The organism is Nocardioides cremeus (genome assembly GCF_030518195.1).
Classification (GTDB): domain Bacteria; phylum Actinomycetota; class Actinomycetes; order Propionibacteriales; family Nocardioidaceae; genus Nocardioides; species Nocardioides cremeus.
In genome coordinates this window covers 128,981-145,279 of sequence record NZ_JAULSC010000009.1, presented here as the reverse complement: position 1 = coordinate 145,279, position 16,299 = coordinate 128,981, and the positions used below count along the sequence as shown (strand labels likewise).

Genomic DNA, 16,299 nt, shown 5'->3' with positions numbered 1-16,299 from the left:
CCGACCTACCTGGTCGCTGTGCGCAGCGTGGGCGCACCCGCGAGCGCGGGCCGGGTCCCGCTGCTCCCCTGGTTCCTCGTCGGCTTCGTGCTGATGGTTGCCTTGCGCAGCAGCGGCCTGCTGCCCGGGCAGCTGGTGGACGCGGCCGACGACGTGACCACCGTCCTGCTGGCGGCCGGGATGTTCGGTCTCGGGCTGGGCCTGCGGCTGCGCGAGCTGTGGCCGGTCCCGGCCGGGGCGCTCGTGCTCGCCACCTGCTCGACGCTGGTCGCCGCGGGCACCTCGCTCGCGCTGGTGGTGGCGCTCTACTGAGGCCACGCCGACCCCAGGTGCTGCTGCTGCCCGGGTGGCCCGTCCGGGCCATCCGGCGTACCCCGTCTGGGGGATCTGCGTACCCCGCATCGGCGACACGCGGTCGTTCGTCCCACCGGTGCCGCTGTCGAGGCCTACCGTCGAGACGTGGACCGGGGCCAGGGGGGCCCTTCGCAGGTCCGGCACCAGGAGAAGCACCATGTGGGACACCGTCGACGACCAGCCCGACCGCTCCAGAGAGCCCGGTCCGCCCGGGGAGCACCTGTCGCACGACCGGCCCTGCCCCCGTTGCGGGCACGCCATGCACGTCTTCCTGGCGTGCGACAACGGTTGCGACTGCCGCCCTGCGGTGTCGCAGCAGCACCAGCAGCAACGGCTGGCGCACGCCTGAGCTAGACGTCGACGCGCGCCACCTGCTGCCACCGCGGCCGCTGGTGGTCGTCGTCGACGACGACCCCGGTCGACCAGGTCAGGCGCAGCCCGTCGGGGCTGGCCTCGAGGGTGGCCAACAGGTTCTCGAACCACGGCCCGTGGGTCATCCGCCAGTGCAGCGGCGAGGGCGGCACCCGGCGACCGAGCATCCGTCCCGTCGGTCGGGCCCGGCCCCGGGCCGCCACCCGCACCCCGGCGCGCACCGCGCGCGGCAACGGGTTGCGCATCGGTGAGCAGACCGCCTGCAGGATCCGGCTGGCCGTCCCGGGCCCCTCGAGGTCCGGCCCACCCGGCGCGGGCTCGGCCTCGACGAGGTAGCTGTGGTGCACGTCGCCGGAGAGGAACGTGATCGTCACCGGCGCCCGCCCGCGCCGCCCGGCCGCCACCTCGCGCACCATCGACCCGACCTGGGCGAAGCCCTCCTGGAAGGCCGCCCAGTGCTCGATGTCGAGCGCGCGGCGCAGCCACTCCCCCGCACGTCGGCCGTGCCGGCCGAGCAGGCCGCCGTTGACCACCTCGACGGCCGCCTCGACGTGGTGCAGCCCCGGGGAGAGCAGGAAGGGCAGCGAGGTGCCGATGAGCAGGTGGTCGACGTCGCCGCGCAGCTGCCGGTCGAGCCAGTCCATCTCCTCGTCGTCGACCATCGAGCGGCGCTGCTCCTCGAAGACCCGCGCGGCGCGCGAGTCGACGACCACCAGCCGGGCCTGGTCGTCGAGCTGGCGCGCGAAGCTCCACCGGAAGGTCGTGGGCTGCTTGTCGGCACGCTCGACCAGCTCGTCGAGGGCCGCGCTGAGGTCGAGCTCGTCGGGACCCTCGTGGTCAGCGACCTGGCGCCACAGCGGATCCTGGGCGCGGGAGGCCGCGTCGAGGTTGCCCAGGTGCTGGTGCACCCAGTAGGCACCGAGCCCACCCACGATCCGGTCGCGCCACCAGTCGGTGGCCCACATGTCGCGGCGCCAGCTGGCGCTGATGTTCCAGTCGTCGCGGATGTCGTGGTCGTCGAAGATCATCGCGCTGGGCACCGTCGAGAGCAGCCAGCGCGTCGCCGGGTCGCTCCAGGCCAGCCGGTAGATCTCGGCGTACTCCTCGTAGTCGCGCAGCTCCCAGCCCGGTGGCCGGTCGGGGTCGCGGCGCGAGCTGATGAAGGCGCGCATCGCCTCGCTGGTCTCGTCGGCGTAGACCTGGTCGCCGAGCAGCAGCAGCAGGTCGGGCACCACCTCGTGCTCGTCGGCCAGGTGCAGCCCGTAGGTGCGCAGCGCGTCGACCCCGAAGCGGGCGTGGGACTCCTCGTCGTGCGGCGCGCTGACCCGGCACGAGCCGTAGGCCAGCCGCAGCGGGCGCCCGGGCTGCAGGGTGTGGATCCGCGGGGGCGGGTACGACGACCCGGTCTCGGGCCACACCTGCTCACCCTCGACCTCGACGGTGTACGCCGTGGCGCTGCCGGGCTCGAGCCCGGTGACCTCGACCAGCGCGTAGTGGTGCCCGTGCACCGCGAAGGTGCGTGCGTGGCCCGAGGCGGCGCCGGCCCGGACCACCACCGCAGCCGCCGACGCCGTCTCGACCCACACGGTGGCCGAGTCGGCGTCGACGTGCCGCAGCAGCGGGCCGAGCACGAGGCTCACGGCTCGAGGAGCACCTTGATCGCGCGGCGCTCGTCCATCATCTTGTAGCCCTCGGCGACCTGGTCCATCGGCAGCGTGGCGTCGAAGACCTTGCCCGGCTCGATGGTGCCGTCGAGCACCAGGCCCAGCAGGTGGGGGAGGTACTCGCGCACCGGGGCCATGCCGCCGGCCAGGCCGACGTTCTTCTGGAACATCCGGCGCACGGGCAGCTCGACCCCGTGCGGCACCCCGACGAAGCCGACGGTCGCTCCGGGGCGGGCGACGGCGAACGCGGTGCCCATGGCCTGGTCGGTGCCCACGCACTCGAGCACGGCGTCGGCGCCGATGCCGGCGGTGATCTCCTTGATGGCCGCGGCGCCCTCCTTGCCGCGCTCGGCGACCACGTGGGTGGCGCCGAAGGCGCGGCCGATCTCCTGGCGCGGCTCGTGGCGCGACATCAGCACGACCTTCTCCGAGCCCATCTGGGCGGCGGCGAGCACGCCGCACAGGCCCACGGCACCGTCGCCGACGACCACGGTCGTGCCGCCGGCACGCACCTGGGCGGCCACGGCGGCGTGCCACCCGGTCGGCATCACGTCGGAGAGGGCCATCAGGTGCGGCACGAGCGCCTTGTCGGGGCCCTGCTCGCCGACGTCGGGCACCACGACCAGGCTGCCGTCGGCCTGCGCGACGCGGGCGAGCTCGCCCTGGCCGCTGCTGGTCATGCCGAGGTTGACGCAGGCCGACTGCATGCCGGCGCGGCAGTGGGCGCAGGTGTTGTCGCAGTGGTCGAAGGGCACGACGACGAAGTCGCCGACCTTGACCTCGCGCACGTCGGCGCCGACGGCCTCGACGACGCCGATGCACTCGTGGCCGATCGTGTCGCCGGCGGTGATGTCGTTCTCGCCGCGGTAGGGCCACAGGTCGGAGCCGCAGATGCAGGCGCTGGTCACCCGCACGACCGCGTCGGTCGGCAGCTGGATCGTGGGGTCGGGGACGTCGTTCGAGAAGCGGATGTCACGGGCGGCGTGGATGGTGGTGGCTCGCATGCTCCGAGCATGGCATCCGTCACCCCCACCCCGCCTCACCGGCGCGTCACACCCTCGGGCGATGTGCCGCTATCTCACATGTGAGTTACCGTCGTCTGCATGAGTGACGACGTACGCAGCAGCGACGGCTACAAGGGCCGCATCGGCAACCTCATCCGCGACGCCCGCAAGCACCGCGGCCTGACCCAGCACCAGCTCGCCGAGCTCCTCGCGACCAGCCAGAGCGCGATCAACCGGATCGAGAAGGGCCACCAGAACCTCTCCCTCGAGATGCTCGCCCGCATCGGCGCGGCCCTCGACTCCGAGATCGTGGCCCTCGGCGCCGGCCCGACGCACCTGCGGATCCAGGGCCCGACCACGCTGTCGGGCTCCATCGAGGTCAAGACCTCCAAGAACGCCGGCGTGGCGCTGCTGTGCGCCTCGCTGCTCAACCGCGGTCGCACCACCCTGCGCAAGGTCGCGCGCATCGAGGAGGTCAACCGCCTGCTCGAGGTGCTCGGCAGCCTCGGGGTCCAGACCCGCTGGCTCAACGAGGACAACGACCTCGAGATCATCCCGCCCAAGACCCTGCGCCTCGACGCCATCGACGAGGCCGCCGCCCGGCGCACCCGCTCGGTGATCATGTTCCTGGGCCCGCTGCTGCACCGTGCCGAGACCTTCGACCTGCCCTACGCCGGCGGCTGCAACCTCGGCGAGCGCACCGTCGAGCCGCACATGTCGGCGCTGCGCCCCTTCGGCCTCGAGGTCAAGGCCACCGAGGGCAGCTACCACGCCGTCGTCGACCGCACCGTCGAGCCGGTCCGCCCGATCGTGCTCACCGAGCGCGGCGACACCGTGACCGAGAACGCCCTGATGGCCGCTGCGCTGCACCCGGGCACCACGGTGATCCGCAACGCCTCGTCCAACTACATGGTCCAGGACCTCTGCTTCTACCTGCAGCGCCTCGGCGTGCGGGTCGAGGGCGTGGGCTCGACCACCCTGACCGTCACCGGGCGCACCGAGATCGACGTCGACATCGACTACGCGCCCTCCGAGGACCCGATCGAGGCGATGTCGCTGCTCGCGGCCGGCATCGTGACCGGCTCGACCATCACCATCCAGCGGGTCCCGATCGAGTTCCTCGAGATCGAGCTGGCCACGCTCGAGGAGATGGGCTTCGGCTACGACCGCTCCGAGGAGTACGTCGCGCGCAACGGCCAGACCCGCCTGGTCGACATCACCACGCGGCCCTCGGCGCTCAAGGCCCCGCTCGACAAGATCCACCCGATGCCCTTCCCGGGCCTCAACATCGACAACCTGCCGTTCTTCGCCGTGATCGCGGCGGTGGCCACCGGCCAGACGCTGCTGCACGACTGGGTCTACGAGAACCGCGCCATCTACCTCACCGAGCTGACCAAGCTCGGCGCCCAGGTCAAGCTGCTCGACCCGCACCGGGTGATGATCGAGGGCCCCACGCACTTCTCCGGCACCGAGATCGTCTGCCCGCCGGCGCTGCGCCCGGCCGTGGTGATCCTGCTGGCGATGCTGGCCTCGAAGGGCACCAGCGTGCTGCGCTCGACGTACGTCATCCACCGCGGCTACGAGGACCTCGCCGAGCGGCTCAACGAGCTCGGGGCCAACATCGAGACCTTCCGCGACATCTGAGGCACCGGGGAGGCGATACTGCTCCGGTGACCTCCCCGGCGACTCCCCCGGCCACCGGCCACCCCTACCTCGACCGGTTGCTCGACCGGCCGGGCACGGTGCTGGCGCTGGCGCACCGCGGGGGTGCCTTCCACCCCGAGCTCGAGGGGCTGGAGAACACGGTCGCGGCCTTCGAGCACGCCGTCGCGCTGGGCTACAGCTACCTCGAGACCGACGTCCACGTCACCCGTGACGGGGTGCTGCTGGCCTTCCACGACAGCGTGCTCGACCGGGTCACCGACCGCAGCGGCGCGATCCTCGACCTGACCCTGGCCCAGGTGCGCGAGGCCAGTGTCGGGGGGCGCGAGCAGGTGCCGACGCTGGCCGAGCTCTTCGAGCGGTTCCCGCACGCGCGCTTCAACATCGACATCAAGTCGGAGGGTGCCGTGGCGGCGCTGGCCGACTTCGTCTCGGCCCACGACGCCTGGGAGCGGGTGCTGGTCGGCTCCTTCTCACCGCGCCGGCTGGCGACGTTCCGGCGGCTGACGGGCGGCCGGGTCCCGACCTCCGCGCACCCCTGGGAGGTGCTGGCCTTCCGGCTGCTGCCCAGCGCCCGGCTGGTCCGGGCGCTGACCGGGGGCCGGGTCGCGGCGCTGCAGGTGCCGCACCGGCGCCGGGTGCCGCTGGCGGGCGGGTGCTCGGTGCGGGTCGTCACGCCCGGGCTCGTACGCCGCGCGCACGCCGCCGGCGCGCACGTGCACGTCTGGACGATCGACGAGCCCGAGGAGATGCACCACCTGCTCGGGCTCGGTGTGGACGGTCTCTTCACCGACCGCACCGACGTACTCCGCGACGTGCTCCGCACGCGCGGCCAATGGGAGGAAGCACGCGATGAGCCCCGCAACGAGCACTGACCAGGCCGGCCCGGGCAGCCGGCCCGGCGGACGCGGCCGCTTCGGCTGGCCGGTCTACGCGTGGGGGCTGTGGGACTGGGGATCGGCCGCCTTCAACGCCGTCATCACCACCTTCGTGTTCAGCGTCTACATCACCTCCGACGACTTCGGCCCCAACGCCGACACCAACCTGGGGTGGGCCCTGGCCGGGGCCGGGCTGCTGGTCGCGCTCTTCGCGCCGATCACCGGCCAGCGCGCCGACCGCTCCGGTCGCCGCGGCTTCTGGCTGGCGGTCAACACGATGCTGGTCGTGGCGGTCTCGGCCGCGCTCTTCCTGGTCCAGCCGTCCGAGGAGTACCTCTGGCTCGGCCTGGTGCTGCTGGCCAGCGGCAACATCTTCTTCGAGTTCGCCTCGGTGAACTACAACGCGATGCTCAACGAGATCTCCACGCCGACCACCATCGGGCGCGTCTCGGGGCTCGGCTGGGGCCTGGGCTACATCGGCGGCATCGTGCTGCTGCTGGTCGTCTACTTCGGGCTGATCAGCCCCGACGTCGGGGTCTTCGGGATCACCGGCGAGAACGGCATGGACGTGCGCGTCACGATGCTCGTCTGCGCGGTCTGGACGCTGGCCTTCTCGCTGCCCGTGCTGGTGACCCTGCGCGACGACAAGGCGCAGCGCACCCCGCGTGGCCCGCGCGTGGGCATCGTCGACTCCTACCGCCACCTCATCGCCATGGTGGCCGACCTGTGGCGCACCGACCGCAACACCGTGCGCTTCCTGCTGGCCTCGGCGGTCTTCCGCGACGGCCTGGCCGGCGTCTTCACCTTCGGCGGGGTGCTCGCCGCGGGCACCTTCGGCTTCAGCGCCGGCGGGGTGATCATCTTCGGCGTCGCGGCCAACGTGGTGGCCGGCCTGGCGACCATCGGCTTCGGCGTGCTCGACGACCGGATCGGTCCCAAGCGGGTCATCGTCTTCTCGCTGGTGTGCATGCTCGGCGCCGGGCTGGCGGTCTTCGCGCTCAACGCCGGCGGCAGCACGGTCTTCTGGACCTTCGGGCTGCTGCTGGCCGTCTTCGTGGGCCCGGCCCAGAGCGCCTCGCGCACCTTCCTGGCCCGGCTGATCCCCGAGGGCCACGAGGGCCAGGTCTTCGGGCTCTACGCCACGACCGGGCGGGCGGTGAGCTTCCTGGCGCCGGCCGCGTGGTCGATCTCGATCGCGATCGGCGCCGCGGTCACCGGTGTCGCCGACAAGGACGACGCGCAGTACTGGGGCATCCTGGGCGTGCTGCTGGTGCTGCTCGTCGGCCTGCTTTTGCTGCTGCCGGTGCGCTCGGGGGTGCGCGAGGACTCGGCCCTGGTCACGCACGCGTAAGCCAGGTCTCGGCGCGGGTCTCACCCCCGGCGGCGATTGCCGGAATCTTTGCGTCCTCGCTACCGTTGAACACTTCGATAGCGCGACTGCGAGTGCAGTCGAACGCAGTCGAACCCCACCAGGCACACGAGAGGACGGGAGCGTCCCATGGCAGAGCGCACGCTACGAGGGGCACGGCTCGGAGGCCAGAGCTTCGAGGACGAGCGGGGCATCGAGTTCGCCGCGCGCCAGCAGGTGGGCTACCGCTGCCCGCAGGCGCACGAGTTCGAGATCACCATGTCGGTGGAGGCCGAGGTCCCCGCGGTGTGGGAGTGCCCGCGCTGCGGCGCCGAGGCCGAGAGCACCTCGGGCATCGAGCGCCAGGTGAAGGCCGAGAAGCCGGTCCGCACCCACTGGGACATGCTGCTGGAGCGTCGCTCGGAGAAGGAGCTCGAGGAGATCCTCAAGGAGCGCCTCGACCTGCTGCGCGGTGGCCAGATCGGCCCCGCCCACCTGCACAAGGCGAACGCCAAGCGTCGCCAGGCCAAGGCCTGAGCCGCAGCGGCTAGTCGCCCCGCTGGTCGGAGGGGTCCTCAGGATCCTCCACCACGTCGCCCCGGACCACTGGCCCCGAGCCAGGTCCGGGGCGTCCTGCGTCTCCGGGGCTGCTCGCCTGACCCGGGGCGCCGGGCCAGGACCCGAAGGTCACCGGCACCAGCCGGCTCGCCAGCGCCCTGGTCAGCAGGCCGCGGAAGAGCGGGCGCGAGAACGGCAGCACCAGCAGCAGCCCGAGGGCGTCGGTGACGAAGCCGGGGGTGAGCAGCAGGGTGCCGCCGACCAGCACCAGGGCACCGTCGGCGAGCTCCTTGGCCGGCACTCCCCCGCGCGCCAGCGTGTCGCGCAGGGCCCGCCAGGCCCGGGCGCCCTCGCGGCGTACGACGATCGCGCCGACCACGCTGTCGAGCACCAGCAGCAGGATGGTCCAGCCCGCGCCGATGACCTGGCCGACCTGGATGACCATGTAGAGCTCGAGCAGCGGCATGCCCACGAACAGCAGCAGCAGCACCCAGCCCAGCCGGCCCCGACGCTGGCTCATCGCCCACCTCGCAGCAGCCGGACGGCCTGCTCGCGGCGCTCGGTCAGGCCCCACGTGGTGATCCGCTTGAGCGACTCCACCGCGACCGCGCCGCTCATCTTGGAGTCCCCGCGCACCCGCTCGACGAACTCGATCGGCACCTCTCGCACGACCAGCCCGGCGCGCAGGGTGCGCACCACCAGGTCGGTCTGGAAGACGTAGCCGGTCGAGCGCACCGAGGCGAGGTCGATCCGCTCGAGGGTGGAGCGGCGGAAGAGCCGGTAGCCGGCTGTGGCGTCGCGCACCCGCACCCCCAGCAGCAGGCGCACGTAGAGGTTGCCGCCGCGCGAGAGCGCCTCGCGCCGCCGCGGCCAGTTGACCACTGAGCCGCCCGGCACCCAGCGCGAGCCGATCACCAGGTCGGCGGGCGCGCGGGGGTCGTCGAGCGCGTCGAGGAGCCGCTGCAGCTGCTCGGGCTGGTGGGAGCCGTCGGCGTCCATCTCGCCGACGACCTCGTAGCCCGCCGCGAGCGCGACGTCGAAGCCGGCCACGTAGGCCGCGCCCAGCCCTCCCTTCGCCGTGCGGTGCAGCACGTTGACGCGCGGGTCGGCGGCGGCCAGCTCGTCGGCGACCCGGCCGGTGCCGTCGGGCGAGTTGTCGTCGACGACGAGGACGTCGACGCCGGGCTGGGCGGCGTGCAGCCGCTCCACCACCCAGGCCAGGTTCTCGGCCTCGTCGTAGGTCGGCACCACCATCACGACCCGGGCGCCGGTCTCGGCCCGGCTCACGGCTGCTCGACCATCGCGTCGTCTCCTCGTCGTGACGGCCCCTGGGCGCCGTCGGGTCGCGGTGCGGGCGTGCTGCGGCGGGCCCGGCGCGCGCGACGATACGGAAGAAGGGAGGCGGCCAGGGCCAGGAGGGTCGCGGCGACCGCGACCTGCCAGGGCAGGCGGCCCATCCGCACCGCCGGGGTCAGCGCCTCGTGCAGGTCGAGCTCCTCGACCAGCACCGCGGTCTCCTGCAGCCCCGCGGTCGCGACCACCTCGCCGTCGGCGCCGATGATGCCGCTGACGCCGTTGGTCGAGGCCACCACGGTGGCCCGGCCGGTCTCCAGGGCGCGCAGCCGCGTCATCGCGAACTGCTGCTGCACCTGGTGGGAGAAGATGAAGGTCGCGTTGGAGGTCTGCACGCTCAGCAGCTCCGCGCCACGCGAGACCTGGTCGTAGATCGCGTCCTCGTAGGCGACGTCGAAGCAGATCGCGTCGGCGACCTGGGTGCCGGCGATGCCCAGCGGCTCCTTGCCGGTGCCGACCAGCATGTCGCGCTGGATCCGTGCCAGGTCGCCGAAGCTCAGCTCGAGCGCGGTGCCGCGGAAGGGGATGAACTCCCCGTAGGCGACCGGGTGGCGCTTGGTGTAGCGCTCCCCCGCCCCGGTCACCGGGTCCCACACGATGCCCTGGTTGAGCACCGCCCCGGGCGGGCCGTCGACCAGGGCCCCGACGAGCACCGGCACGCCGATGGCCTCGGTGGCACGCAGGATGCCGGCGTTGGTCTGCGGGTCGCGCCAGGGGTCGGTGGCCGTGGAGTTCTCGGGCCACACCACGAAGTCCGGGGCCGGCTCGCGGCCGGCTGCGACGTCAGCGGCGAGGTCGACCGTGGCCTGCACGTGGTTCTCGGTGACCTGGCGGAAGTCGTAGAGGATGTCGTTGCCCGGGCCCGGCACGTCGCCCTGCACCACGGCCACGGTCGCGGTGCCGGTGCTCGGGCTGGTCCACGGCAGCGCCACCGACGCGGCCACGCCGGCGACGACCGCGCTCAGGGCGCCGAGCGCGACCAGCCGTTCCCGGCCGGCGTCGACCACGAGCGCCGCGAGCGCGGCCCCGGCGAGCGCGAGCAGGAAGGTGACCCCGGCCATGCCGACGTACGGCAGCGTGGCGGCGACCGGCGTGTCGACGACAGCGAATCCCAGCCGGCCCCAGGGCATCCCGCTGAAGGGCCAGCCGCTGCGCCAGATCTCGACGGTGACCCATGACGTGGCCACCCACAGCGGCCACAGCGGGAGCCGCGAGACCAGTGCCACCGCGCTGCCCAGCAGGCCGTAGAAGACGGCCTGCACGGCCGAGAGGCCGACCCAGGCGGCGACGGCGACGGTGGTCATCCAGTAGATGTGGACGTAGTAGAAGCCCACTCCGAACGCCAGGCCGACCACGAACGCCCGACGCAGGCCCAGGTCGCGGGTCAGCAGCGTGTGGGCGGCCACGGCCAGCGGCACCAGCAGGGGCACGAGGACGGGCACGGCGAACGGCTCGTAGGCCATCGCCAGGGCGACGCCGGCGAGCAGGGCGAGGACCGAGCGCTGGAGCACGGTCCCAGGCTACGGGGCCACCTGCGGTGCGCAGAGGTGCGGGAGGATCCCGGGCGCCTTCGGTCCAGCCCGGTGCACGACCGGCTGCCGGGGCGGGCTGTTGTCTAGGGGGCTCGGGAATCCTCCCGCGACCGCTCCCGCGGGGCGGACCGACCTCCGCGAACAGTGTCGGACAGGTGTTTGGCACCCCACCCTCCGACACGGCCACTCGGACGTCGGTCCGCTCACCACGATCTGCTCGAGCGGACGGCCCACCTTGGCGCGGTCCGTCGAGGGGTGTCAAGGAGTCGCTGACCTGCGCAGACGTGTAAAACCGCAGGTCAGGACGGGTGTGCTCCGACCTCTCGAGGTCCAGGAAATCTAGACAGGTGACGGCGTGTCGGCGTCGACACGCCGTGGCCCCGACGCGTCGGTGGCGGTCTCGGCCCCGAGCAGGCGCAGCGCGAGCCCCGCGTACTGCTCGGCCAGGGCCGGCAGGGCGGTCGGACCGGCCGGGTCGAACCACCGCGCGACGCCGCTGCACATCTCCAGCAGCGCCCGTCGGGCCACGGCCGCGGACTCCACGGCGAACGCGCCCTGGGCCAGGCCGTCGTCGATGACCTCGCGCCAGGCGGCCTCGTAGCGGTCGCGCAGCGCGACCACCTCGGCTCGCCGCTGCGGCGACAGGGCGTGCACCTCGTCGTCGACCACGCGCGTCTCGAGCGGGCGCTCGGCGTGGCTGGTGACGTGCAGCCGCACGAGCGCGACCAGGCGCGACGTGGGGTCGTCGTGGGCGAGCAGCACGGCGTCGGCCGCGGCCACCAGCCGGTCGAGGCTCGTGCGCATCAGCTCGACGAGCAGGTCCTCCTTGGTGCCCATGTAGTGGTAGAGCGACGCGCTCGAGAGCCCGGCCCGCTCGGCGAGCTGGCGGATGCCGGTGCCGTGGAAGCCCCGCTCGGCGAAGAGCTCGAGCGCCGCGCGACGCACACGTTCGCCGGAGGTGGTCATGGGCCTATGCTATCGATCGATCGATCGAGAGGCCACGGCGGTGCCGGGCCCTGACACAGGGAGGACGCCGGTGCAGCCGGTCGAGTACAGCCACGACAGGTCCGCGGGCCCCGGGGTGGCGCTGGTCCACCTCAACCGGCCCGAGCGGCTCAACGCCGTCGACGAGGCGCTGACCCGGGGCCTGGTGGCCGCGCTCGAGCGCGCCGTCGCCGAGGACGCGCGCGCCGTGGTGCTGGCCGGTCGCGGTCGGGCCTTCTGCGCGGGCCACGACCTCAAGGCCCAGCCGCCGGTCGAGACGCCGCTGCAGACCCGCGGGCGGCTCGAGGAGATCCAGGACGTCACCCGGCTGGTACGCCGCTTCCCCGGCCCGGTCGTGGCCGCCGTGCACGGCTACGCCCTCGGCGCCGGCTGCGAGTTCGCGCTGGCCTGCGACGTCGTCGTGGCCGCCGAGGACGCCGCGTTCGGCTTCCCCGAGGTCTCGGTCGGCCTCTCGGTGACCGGTGGGGTCTCGCGGCTGCTGCCGGTGCTGGTGGGCTGGGCGCGCGCCAAGGAGCTGCTGCTGCTGGGCGAGCGGGTCTCGGGCAGCGAGGCGGCCGCGATGGGGCTGGTCGCGCGCGCCGTGCCGAGCGGCACCCACGAGGAGGTCGCCCTCGAGCTGGCCACCCGGATGGCCCGGCGCCCGGCCCTGGCGCTCTCGCTGGCCAAGCGGGTGCTCGACGGCGGGCTCGACTCCACGCTCGAGGAGGCGATGGGCCGCGAGGTCGAGCACGCCGTGCTGACCTCGCTCTCCGACGAGGGCGAGGCGCCGCGGGAGGGGTTCGGTCGTGGCTGAGACCCTCGTCGGCCACCTCGAGGAGGCCGCCCGGCGCTGGCCCGACCGGCCGGCCTGGACCTTCGACCTGGGCCCGGGTGCCTGCACCACCTGGAGCTTCGGTGAGGTCGCCGCCACCAGCGCGGCGTACGCCGCCGCCCTCGCCGCGCGCGGTGTCGGCGCCGGCGACCGCGTCGGGGTGATGCTCGGCAACACCGCCGACTCGCCGCTGGTGTGGCTGGCGCTGCAGCGGCTGGGCGCCGCCACGGTGCCGCTCAACGTGCGCTACCGCCACGACGACCTGGGCCACGTGCTGGCCGACTCCGGAGCGCGGCTGGTGGTGGCCGCGCCCGAGCACCACGAGCTGGTGCGCAGCGCCGCCGACCTGACCGGTGGTCTCGAGGTGCTCTCCCCCGCCGACCTGCAGGCGCCGGCCGAGCCGGCGCCGGCGGCCGACGACCCCGACGCGGTCGTCAACGTGCAGTACACCTCCGGCACCACCGGACGGCCAAAGGGCTGCCTGCTCACCCACCGCTACTGGACGACCCTGGGCGGCTCGATGGTCGAAGAGTTCCCCCACCTGGGCGCCGACGACGTGATGCTGACCGCGCAGCCGTTCCACTACGTCGACCCGCAGTGGAACGTCGCGGCCGCGCTGATGGCCGGCGCCCACCTGGTCGCCCTCGACGGCTTCCACCCCTCGTCCTTCTGGGCCAAGGTGCGCGAGCACCGGGTCACCTACTTCTACTGCCTGGCCTCGATGCCGACCCTGCTGCTGCGGATGCCGCCCGACCCGCTCGACCGCGAGCACGCCGTGCGCGCCGTGCAGTGCTCGGCCATCCCGCCGGCGCTGCACGCCGAGCTCGAGGCCCGGTGGGGCGTGGGCTGGTACGAGGCGTTCGGGATGACCGAGACCGGCGCCGACATCCGGGTGGGCGCCGAGGAGCACGCCGCCCTGGTCGGCACCGGGTGCCTGGGCCGCCCGGCGGCGCACCGCGAGGTCCGGCTCGACGACCAGGGCCAGCTGTGGCTGCGCGGGCCCGGCATGATGCTGGGCTACCTGGGGCTCGAGCCGCCCTTCGACGCCGACGGCTGGTTCCCCACCGGCGACCTGGCCCGCCTCGACGACGCCGGTCGGGTCTACCTGACCGGGCGGCTCAAGGACATGATCCGCCGCAGCGGCGAGAACATCGCGGCGGTCGAGGTCGAGGAGGTCCTGCTCGCCCACCCGGCCGTGCGCCTCGCGGCCGTCGTCGGGGTGCCCGACGACGTGCGCGGCGAGGAGGTGATGGCCTTCGTGGTGGCCCCCGGGGCCGACGAGCACGAGCTGGCGCAGTGGTGCGCGCAGCGGCTCGCGCCGTTCAAGGTGCCCAGCCGCTGGGCGCTGCGCGAGGAGCTGCCGCTGACCGCCTCGCACCGCGTCGAGAAGGCAAGGCTTCGCGCCGAGGCCGCCCGGGTCGCGGTGCCCGGCACGACGGGAGGAACCCGGTGAAGGCCGACCTGCTGCTCACCAACGCCCGGGTCCGCACGCTCGAGGGCCCGGGACGCGACCACGTCGCCCGCAGCGTGGCGATCTGGCGCGACAGGGTGGTGGCCGTCGACGACGACGTGGCCGCCCACCGGGTGCTCGACCTCGACGGCGCCGTGGTCGCCCCCGGCTTCCACGACGCCCACAACCACATGGCCTGGTTCGGCCAGTCCCTCGACGAGCTCGACCTGCGCCTGCCCAGCCTCCAGGCGGTGTACGACGCCGTGGCCGCCCGGGCCCGCGACCTGCCGCCCGACGCGTGGGTGGTCGGCGCCGGCTACGACGAGAACAAGCTCGGGGCGCACCCCGACCGCGACGGGCTCGACCGGGCCGCCGGTGGCCGGCGGGTCTGGCTGCGGCACACCTCGGGGCACATGTGCGTGGTCAGCAGCGCCCTGCTCGACGACCTGGGGCTGGGCGGCTCGGCGGTGGAGGTGCCCGGCGGGCGCGTCGTCGTCGACGCCGTCGGGCGGCCCACCGGCCTGCTGCAGGAGCAGGCCCAGCACCTGGTCAACGAGCTGGTGCTCCCCTACCCCGTGGCCGGGCTGGTCGACGCGATCGAGCGGGCCGGGCAGGTCTACCTGAGCCAGGGCCTGACCTCGGTGGTCGAGGCCGGCGTCGGCGGCGGGTGGATCGGACGCAGCCCGGTCGAGGTCGCGGCGTACCAGGAGGCGCGGGCGCAGGGCCGGCTGCCGCTGCGGGTGGAGCTGATGGTGGCCGCCGACGCGCTGCGCCCCCTGCAGGGCCACGCCGACGACGACCTGGGGCTCGGGCTCGACCTCGGCATCCGCACCGGCCTCGGCGACGACCGCCTGCGCCTCGGGCCGGTGAAGATCTTCTCCGACGGCTCGCTGATCGGGCACACCTGCGCGCTCACCGACGAGTTCGCCGACACCCCCGGCGAGAAGGGCTACCTCCAGGACGACGCCGACGCGCTGCGTGAGCGGATCCTCGGAGCGCACCGGTCGGGGTGGCGGGTCGCGGCGCACGCGATCGGCGACGCGGCCATCGACCTGGTGCTCGACGCCTACGACGAGGCCCAGCGGCGCTGGCCGCGCGACGACGTGCGCCACCGCATCGAGCACTTCGGGGTCTCGCGACCCGACCAGGTCGCCCGGGCCGCGGCCCTGGGCGTGGTGCCGGTGCCGCAGGGGCGCTTCGTCGGCGAGATCGGCGACGGGATGCTGCGCGCGCTCGGGCCGCAGCGGGCCTCGTGGATCTACCGCTACCGCTCGCTGCTCGACGCCGGCATCGTCGCGCCCGGCAGCTCCGACCGCCCGGTGGTCGACGGCACCCCGCTGAAGGGCATCCACGACATGGTCAACCGGCGCACCGACTCCGGCCAGGAGTGCGGGCCCGAGGAGGCGATCAGCGGCCTCGAGGCGCTGACGGCGTACACGCTCGGCTCGGCGCACGCCTCGCACCAGGAGCACGACAAGGGCACCATCGCGCCCGGCAGGCTCGCCGACCTCGTCGTGCTCGACGACGACCCGGCCACCGTCTCCCCTCGGGTGATCCGCGACATCAGCGTGCTGCGTACCTTCCTGGGAGGAGAGGTGGTGTGGGAAGCATGATCGTGCAGCCCCAGGACGACCACCCGCTGGTGGAGGCCGCGACACTGACGGCCGACCAGCTGGCGCTGGTGCAGGAGATCTACGACGCGGCGTTCCCCGAGGACCTGCGGGTCCCCTTCGACGACCTGCTCGTCGATCGGGTGCTGGTGCGCCTCGACACCCACGACCGGCCCGAGGGGCTCGCGGTGGTGCGCGAGCTCGGCAGCACCGGCTGGACGTTCCTGCGCTACTACGCCGTGGGCGCGCGCGGCGGCGGCACCGGCTCGGCGATGCTCGAGCAGCTCGCCGCGCAGCTGTCGCGCGAGGGCGGCTCGCTGCTGGTCTGGGACGTCGAGGACCCCGACGAGCCGGGCCTGGGCCCCGACCACGTCCTCGAGCACCAGCGCCGCATCCGCTTCTACGAGCGCAACGCCGGCGAGCTGCTGCCGGTCGCGGAGTACCGCCCGCCGCACGACGGTGGCCTCGAGGGCCACGCGCCGCCGATGCGGCTGATGTGCCGCACCCTGGGCGCCTGGGTGCGACCGCCGGTGGCCGACATCGTCCGCGGCGCCTACCAGCACCGCTACGGGCTGGCCGGCGACGACCCCGTCGTACGCCGCACGCTGGAGGCCAGCGCCCTGGCCTGACGCCCATCCACCCCCAGGACGAAAGATCTTGCGGCGGTTCGTTCGACATCCCGCAGATCCTTCTGGCAT

16 protein-coding genes are annotated in these 16,299 nt (G+C 73.6%); 10 read left to right on the top strand and 6 right to left on the bottom strand.

Going from position 1 to position 16,299, the window contains the following annotated elements:
* Both QWJ41_RS11390 and QWJ41_RS11385 read left to right on the top strand, forming a co-directional pair.
* Nucleotides 1-312, top strand: a 312-nt coding sequence (locus QWJ41_RS11390) for a putative sulfate exporter family transporter (RefSeq protein ID WP_302708292.1), incomplete at its 5' end; no start/stop codon positions are given.
* A 199-nt stretch (nucleotides 313-511) separates the two neighbouring features.
* A complete protein-coding gene (locus tag QWJ41_RS11385; protein WP_302708290.1) occupies nucleotides 512-703 on the top strand; it encodes a hypothetical protein in 192 nt (63 codons plus the stop codon).
* Nucleotide 704: 1 nt separating this feature from the next.
* Here the strand turns inward: QWJ41_RS11385 and QWJ41_RS11380 are convergent, their stop codons facing one another.
* Both QWJ41_RS11380 and QWJ41_RS11375 read right to left on the bottom strand, forming a co-directional pair.
* The gene (locus QWJ41_RS11380; RefSeq protein WP_302708288.1) at nucleotides 705-2,366 is read right to left on the bottom strand and encodes an alkaline phosphatase D family protein; all 1,662 of its coding nucleotides are present in this window, start codon (nucleotides 2,364-2,366) and stop codon (nucleotides 705-707) included.
* The gene (locus tag QWJ41_RS11375) at nucleotides 2,363-3,394 is read right to left on the bottom strand and encodes a zinc-dependent alcohol dehydrogenase family protein (RefSeq protein ID WP_302708286.1); all 1,032 of its coding nucleotides are present in this window, start codon (nucleotides 3,392-3,394) and stop codon (nucleotides 2,363-2,365) included. Before QWJ41_RS11375 ends, QWJ41_RS11380 begins: the two co-directional genes overlap by 4 nt.
* Nucleotides 3,395-3,493: 99 nt before the next feature.
* Between QWJ41_RS11375 and QWJ41_RS11370 the strand changes: the two genes are divergently transcribed.
* The 4 genes from QWJ41_RS11370 (at nucleotide 3,494) to QWJ41_RS11355 (ending at nucleotide 7,819) form a co-directional block, all read left to right on the top strand.
* Complete coding sequence (locus QWJ41_RS11370; protein WP_302708284.1) at nucleotides 3,494-5,038, top strand: helix-turn-helix domain-containing protein; 1,545 nt, start codon at nucleotides 3,494-3,496, stop codon at nucleotides 5,036-5,038.
* Between the two features lie 26 nt (nucleotides 5,039-5,064).
* Nucleotides 5,065-5,931, top strand: coding sequence for a glycerophosphodiester phosphodiesterase family protein (locus QWJ41_RS11365; RefSeq protein WP_439117320.1), 867 nt, complete (start codon nucleotides 5,065-5,067; stop codon nucleotides 5,929-5,931).
* A complete protein-coding gene (locus QWJ41_RS11360; RefSeq protein WP_302708282.1) occupies nucleotides 5,909-7,285 on the top strand; it encodes an MFS transporter in 1,377 nt (458 codons plus the stop codon). Before QWJ41_RS11365 ends, QWJ41_RS11360 begins: the two co-directional genes overlap by 23 nt.
* Nucleotides 7,286-7,432: 147 nt before the next feature.
* Nucleotides 7,433-7,819: an RNA polymerase-binding protein RbpA gene (locus QWJ41_RS11355; protein WP_193668802.1), complete on the top strand. Its 387-nt coding sequence runs from the start codon at nucleotides 7,433-7,435 to the stop codon at nucleotides 7,817-7,819.
* A 10-nt stretch (nucleotides 7,820-7,829) separates the two neighbouring features.
* Here QWJ41_RS11355 and QWJ41_RS11350 read toward each other — a convergent pair whose 3' ends face one another.
* The 4 genes from QWJ41_RS11350 to QWJ41_RS11335 form a co-directional block, all read right to left on the bottom strand.
* Nucleotides 7,830-8,360, bottom strand: coding sequence for an FxsA family protein (locus tag QWJ41_RS11350; RefSeq protein WP_302708280.1), 531 nt, complete (start codon nucleotides 8,358-8,360; stop codon nucleotides 7,830-7,832).
* Complete coding sequence (locus QWJ41_RS11345) at nucleotides 8,357-9,127, bottom strand: polyprenol monophosphomannose synthase (RefSeq protein ID WP_302708278.1); 771 nt, start codon at nucleotides 9,125-9,127, stop codon at nucleotides 8,357-8,359. The genes QWJ41_RS11350 and QWJ41_RS11345 overlap by 4 nt, the downstream gene beginning before the upstream one ends.
* Nucleotides 9,124-10,704 carry an apolipoprotein N-acyltransferase gene (gene lnt / locus QWJ41_RS11340; protein WP_302708277.1) on the bottom strand — a complete coding sequence of 527 codons (1,581 nt, stop codon included), beginning with the start codon at nucleotides 10,702-10,704 and terminating at the stop codon, nucleotides 9,124-9,126. Before lnt ends, QWJ41_RS11345 begins: the two co-directional genes overlap by 4 nt.
* A 360-nt stretch (nucleotides 10,705-11,064) precedes the next feature.
* The gene (locus QWJ41_RS11335; RefSeq protein WP_302708275.1) at nucleotides 11,065-11,691 is read right to left on the bottom strand and encodes a TetR/AcrR family transcriptional regulator; all 627 of its coding nucleotides are present in this window, start codon (nucleotides 11,689-11,691) and stop codon (nucleotides 11,065-11,067) included.
* Nucleotides 11,692-11,761: 70 nt separating this feature from the next.
* Between QWJ41_RS11335 and QWJ41_RS11330 the strand changes: the two genes are divergently transcribed.
* From QWJ41_RS11330 to QWJ41_RS11315, 4 genes are read left to right on the top strand one after another with little or no spacing between them, the layout of a single operon-like run.
* Nucleotides 11,762-12,523, top strand: coding sequence for an enoyl-CoA hydratase/isomerase family protein (locus QWJ41_RS11330; RefSeq protein ID WP_302708273.1), 762 nt, complete (start codon nucleotides 11,762-11,764; stop codon nucleotides 12,521-12,523).
* Nucleotides 12,516-13,994: an AMP-binding protein gene (locus tag QWJ41_RS11325; protein WP_302708271.1), complete on the top strand. Its 1,479-nt coding sequence runs from the start codon at nucleotides 12,516-12,518 to the stop codon at nucleotides 13,992-13,994. Before QWJ41_RS11330 ends, QWJ41_RS11325 begins: the two co-directional genes overlap by 8 nt.
* Nucleotides 13,991-15,604, top strand: a complete 1,614-nt coding sequence (locus QWJ41_RS11320; protein WP_302708270.1) for an amidohydrolase — start codon at nucleotides 13,991-13,993, stop codon at nucleotides 15,602-15,604. Before QWJ41_RS11325 ends, QWJ41_RS11320 begins: the two co-directional genes overlap by 4 nt.
* Complete coding sequence (locus QWJ41_RS11315; RefSeq protein WP_302708269.1) at nucleotides 15,601-16,230, top strand: GNAT family N-acetyltransferase; 630 nt, start codon at nucleotides 15,601-15,603, stop codon at nucleotides 16,228-16,230. Before QWJ41_RS11320 ends, QWJ41_RS11315 begins: the two co-directional genes overlap by 4 nt.
* The last annotated feature ends 69 nt before the right edge of the window (nucleotides 16,231-16,299 follow it).

Bases quoted from the DNA above. Each gene is read 5' to 3' on its own strand.
- QWJ41_RS11370 (WP_302708284.1), top strand. From the start codon at position 3,494: ATGAGTGACGACGTACGCAGCAGCGACGGCTACAAGGGCCGCATCGGC.
- QWJ41_RS11385 (WP_302708290.1), top strand. From the start codon at position 512: ATGTGGGACACCGTCGACGACCAGCCCGACCGCTCCAGAGAGCCCGGT.
- QWJ41_RS11335 (WP_302708275.1), bottom strand. From the start codon at position 11,691: ATGACCACCTCCGGCGAACGTGTGCGTCGCGCGGCGCTCGAGCTCTTC.
- QWJ41_RS11375 (WP_302708286.1), bottom strand. From the start codon at position 3,394: ATGCGAGCCACCACCATCCACGCCGCCCGTGACATCCGCTTCTCGAAC.
- QWJ41_RS11355 (WP_193668802.1), top strand. From the start codon at position 7,433: ATGGCAGAGCGCACGCTACGAGGGGCACGGCTCGGAGGCCAGAGCTTC.
- QWJ41_RS11360 (WP_302708282.1), top strand. From the start codon at position 5,909: ATGAGCCCCGCAACGAGCACTGACCAGGCCGGCCCGGGCAGCCGGCCC.
- QWJ41_RS11315 (WP_302708269.1), top strand. From the start codon at position 15,601: ATGATCGTGCAGCCCCAGGACGACCACCCGCTGGTGGAGGCCGCGACA.
- QWJ41_RS11350 (WP_302708280.1), bottom strand. From the start codon at position 8,360: ATGAGCCAGCGTCGGGGCCGGCTGGGCTGGGTGCTGCTGCTGCTGTTC.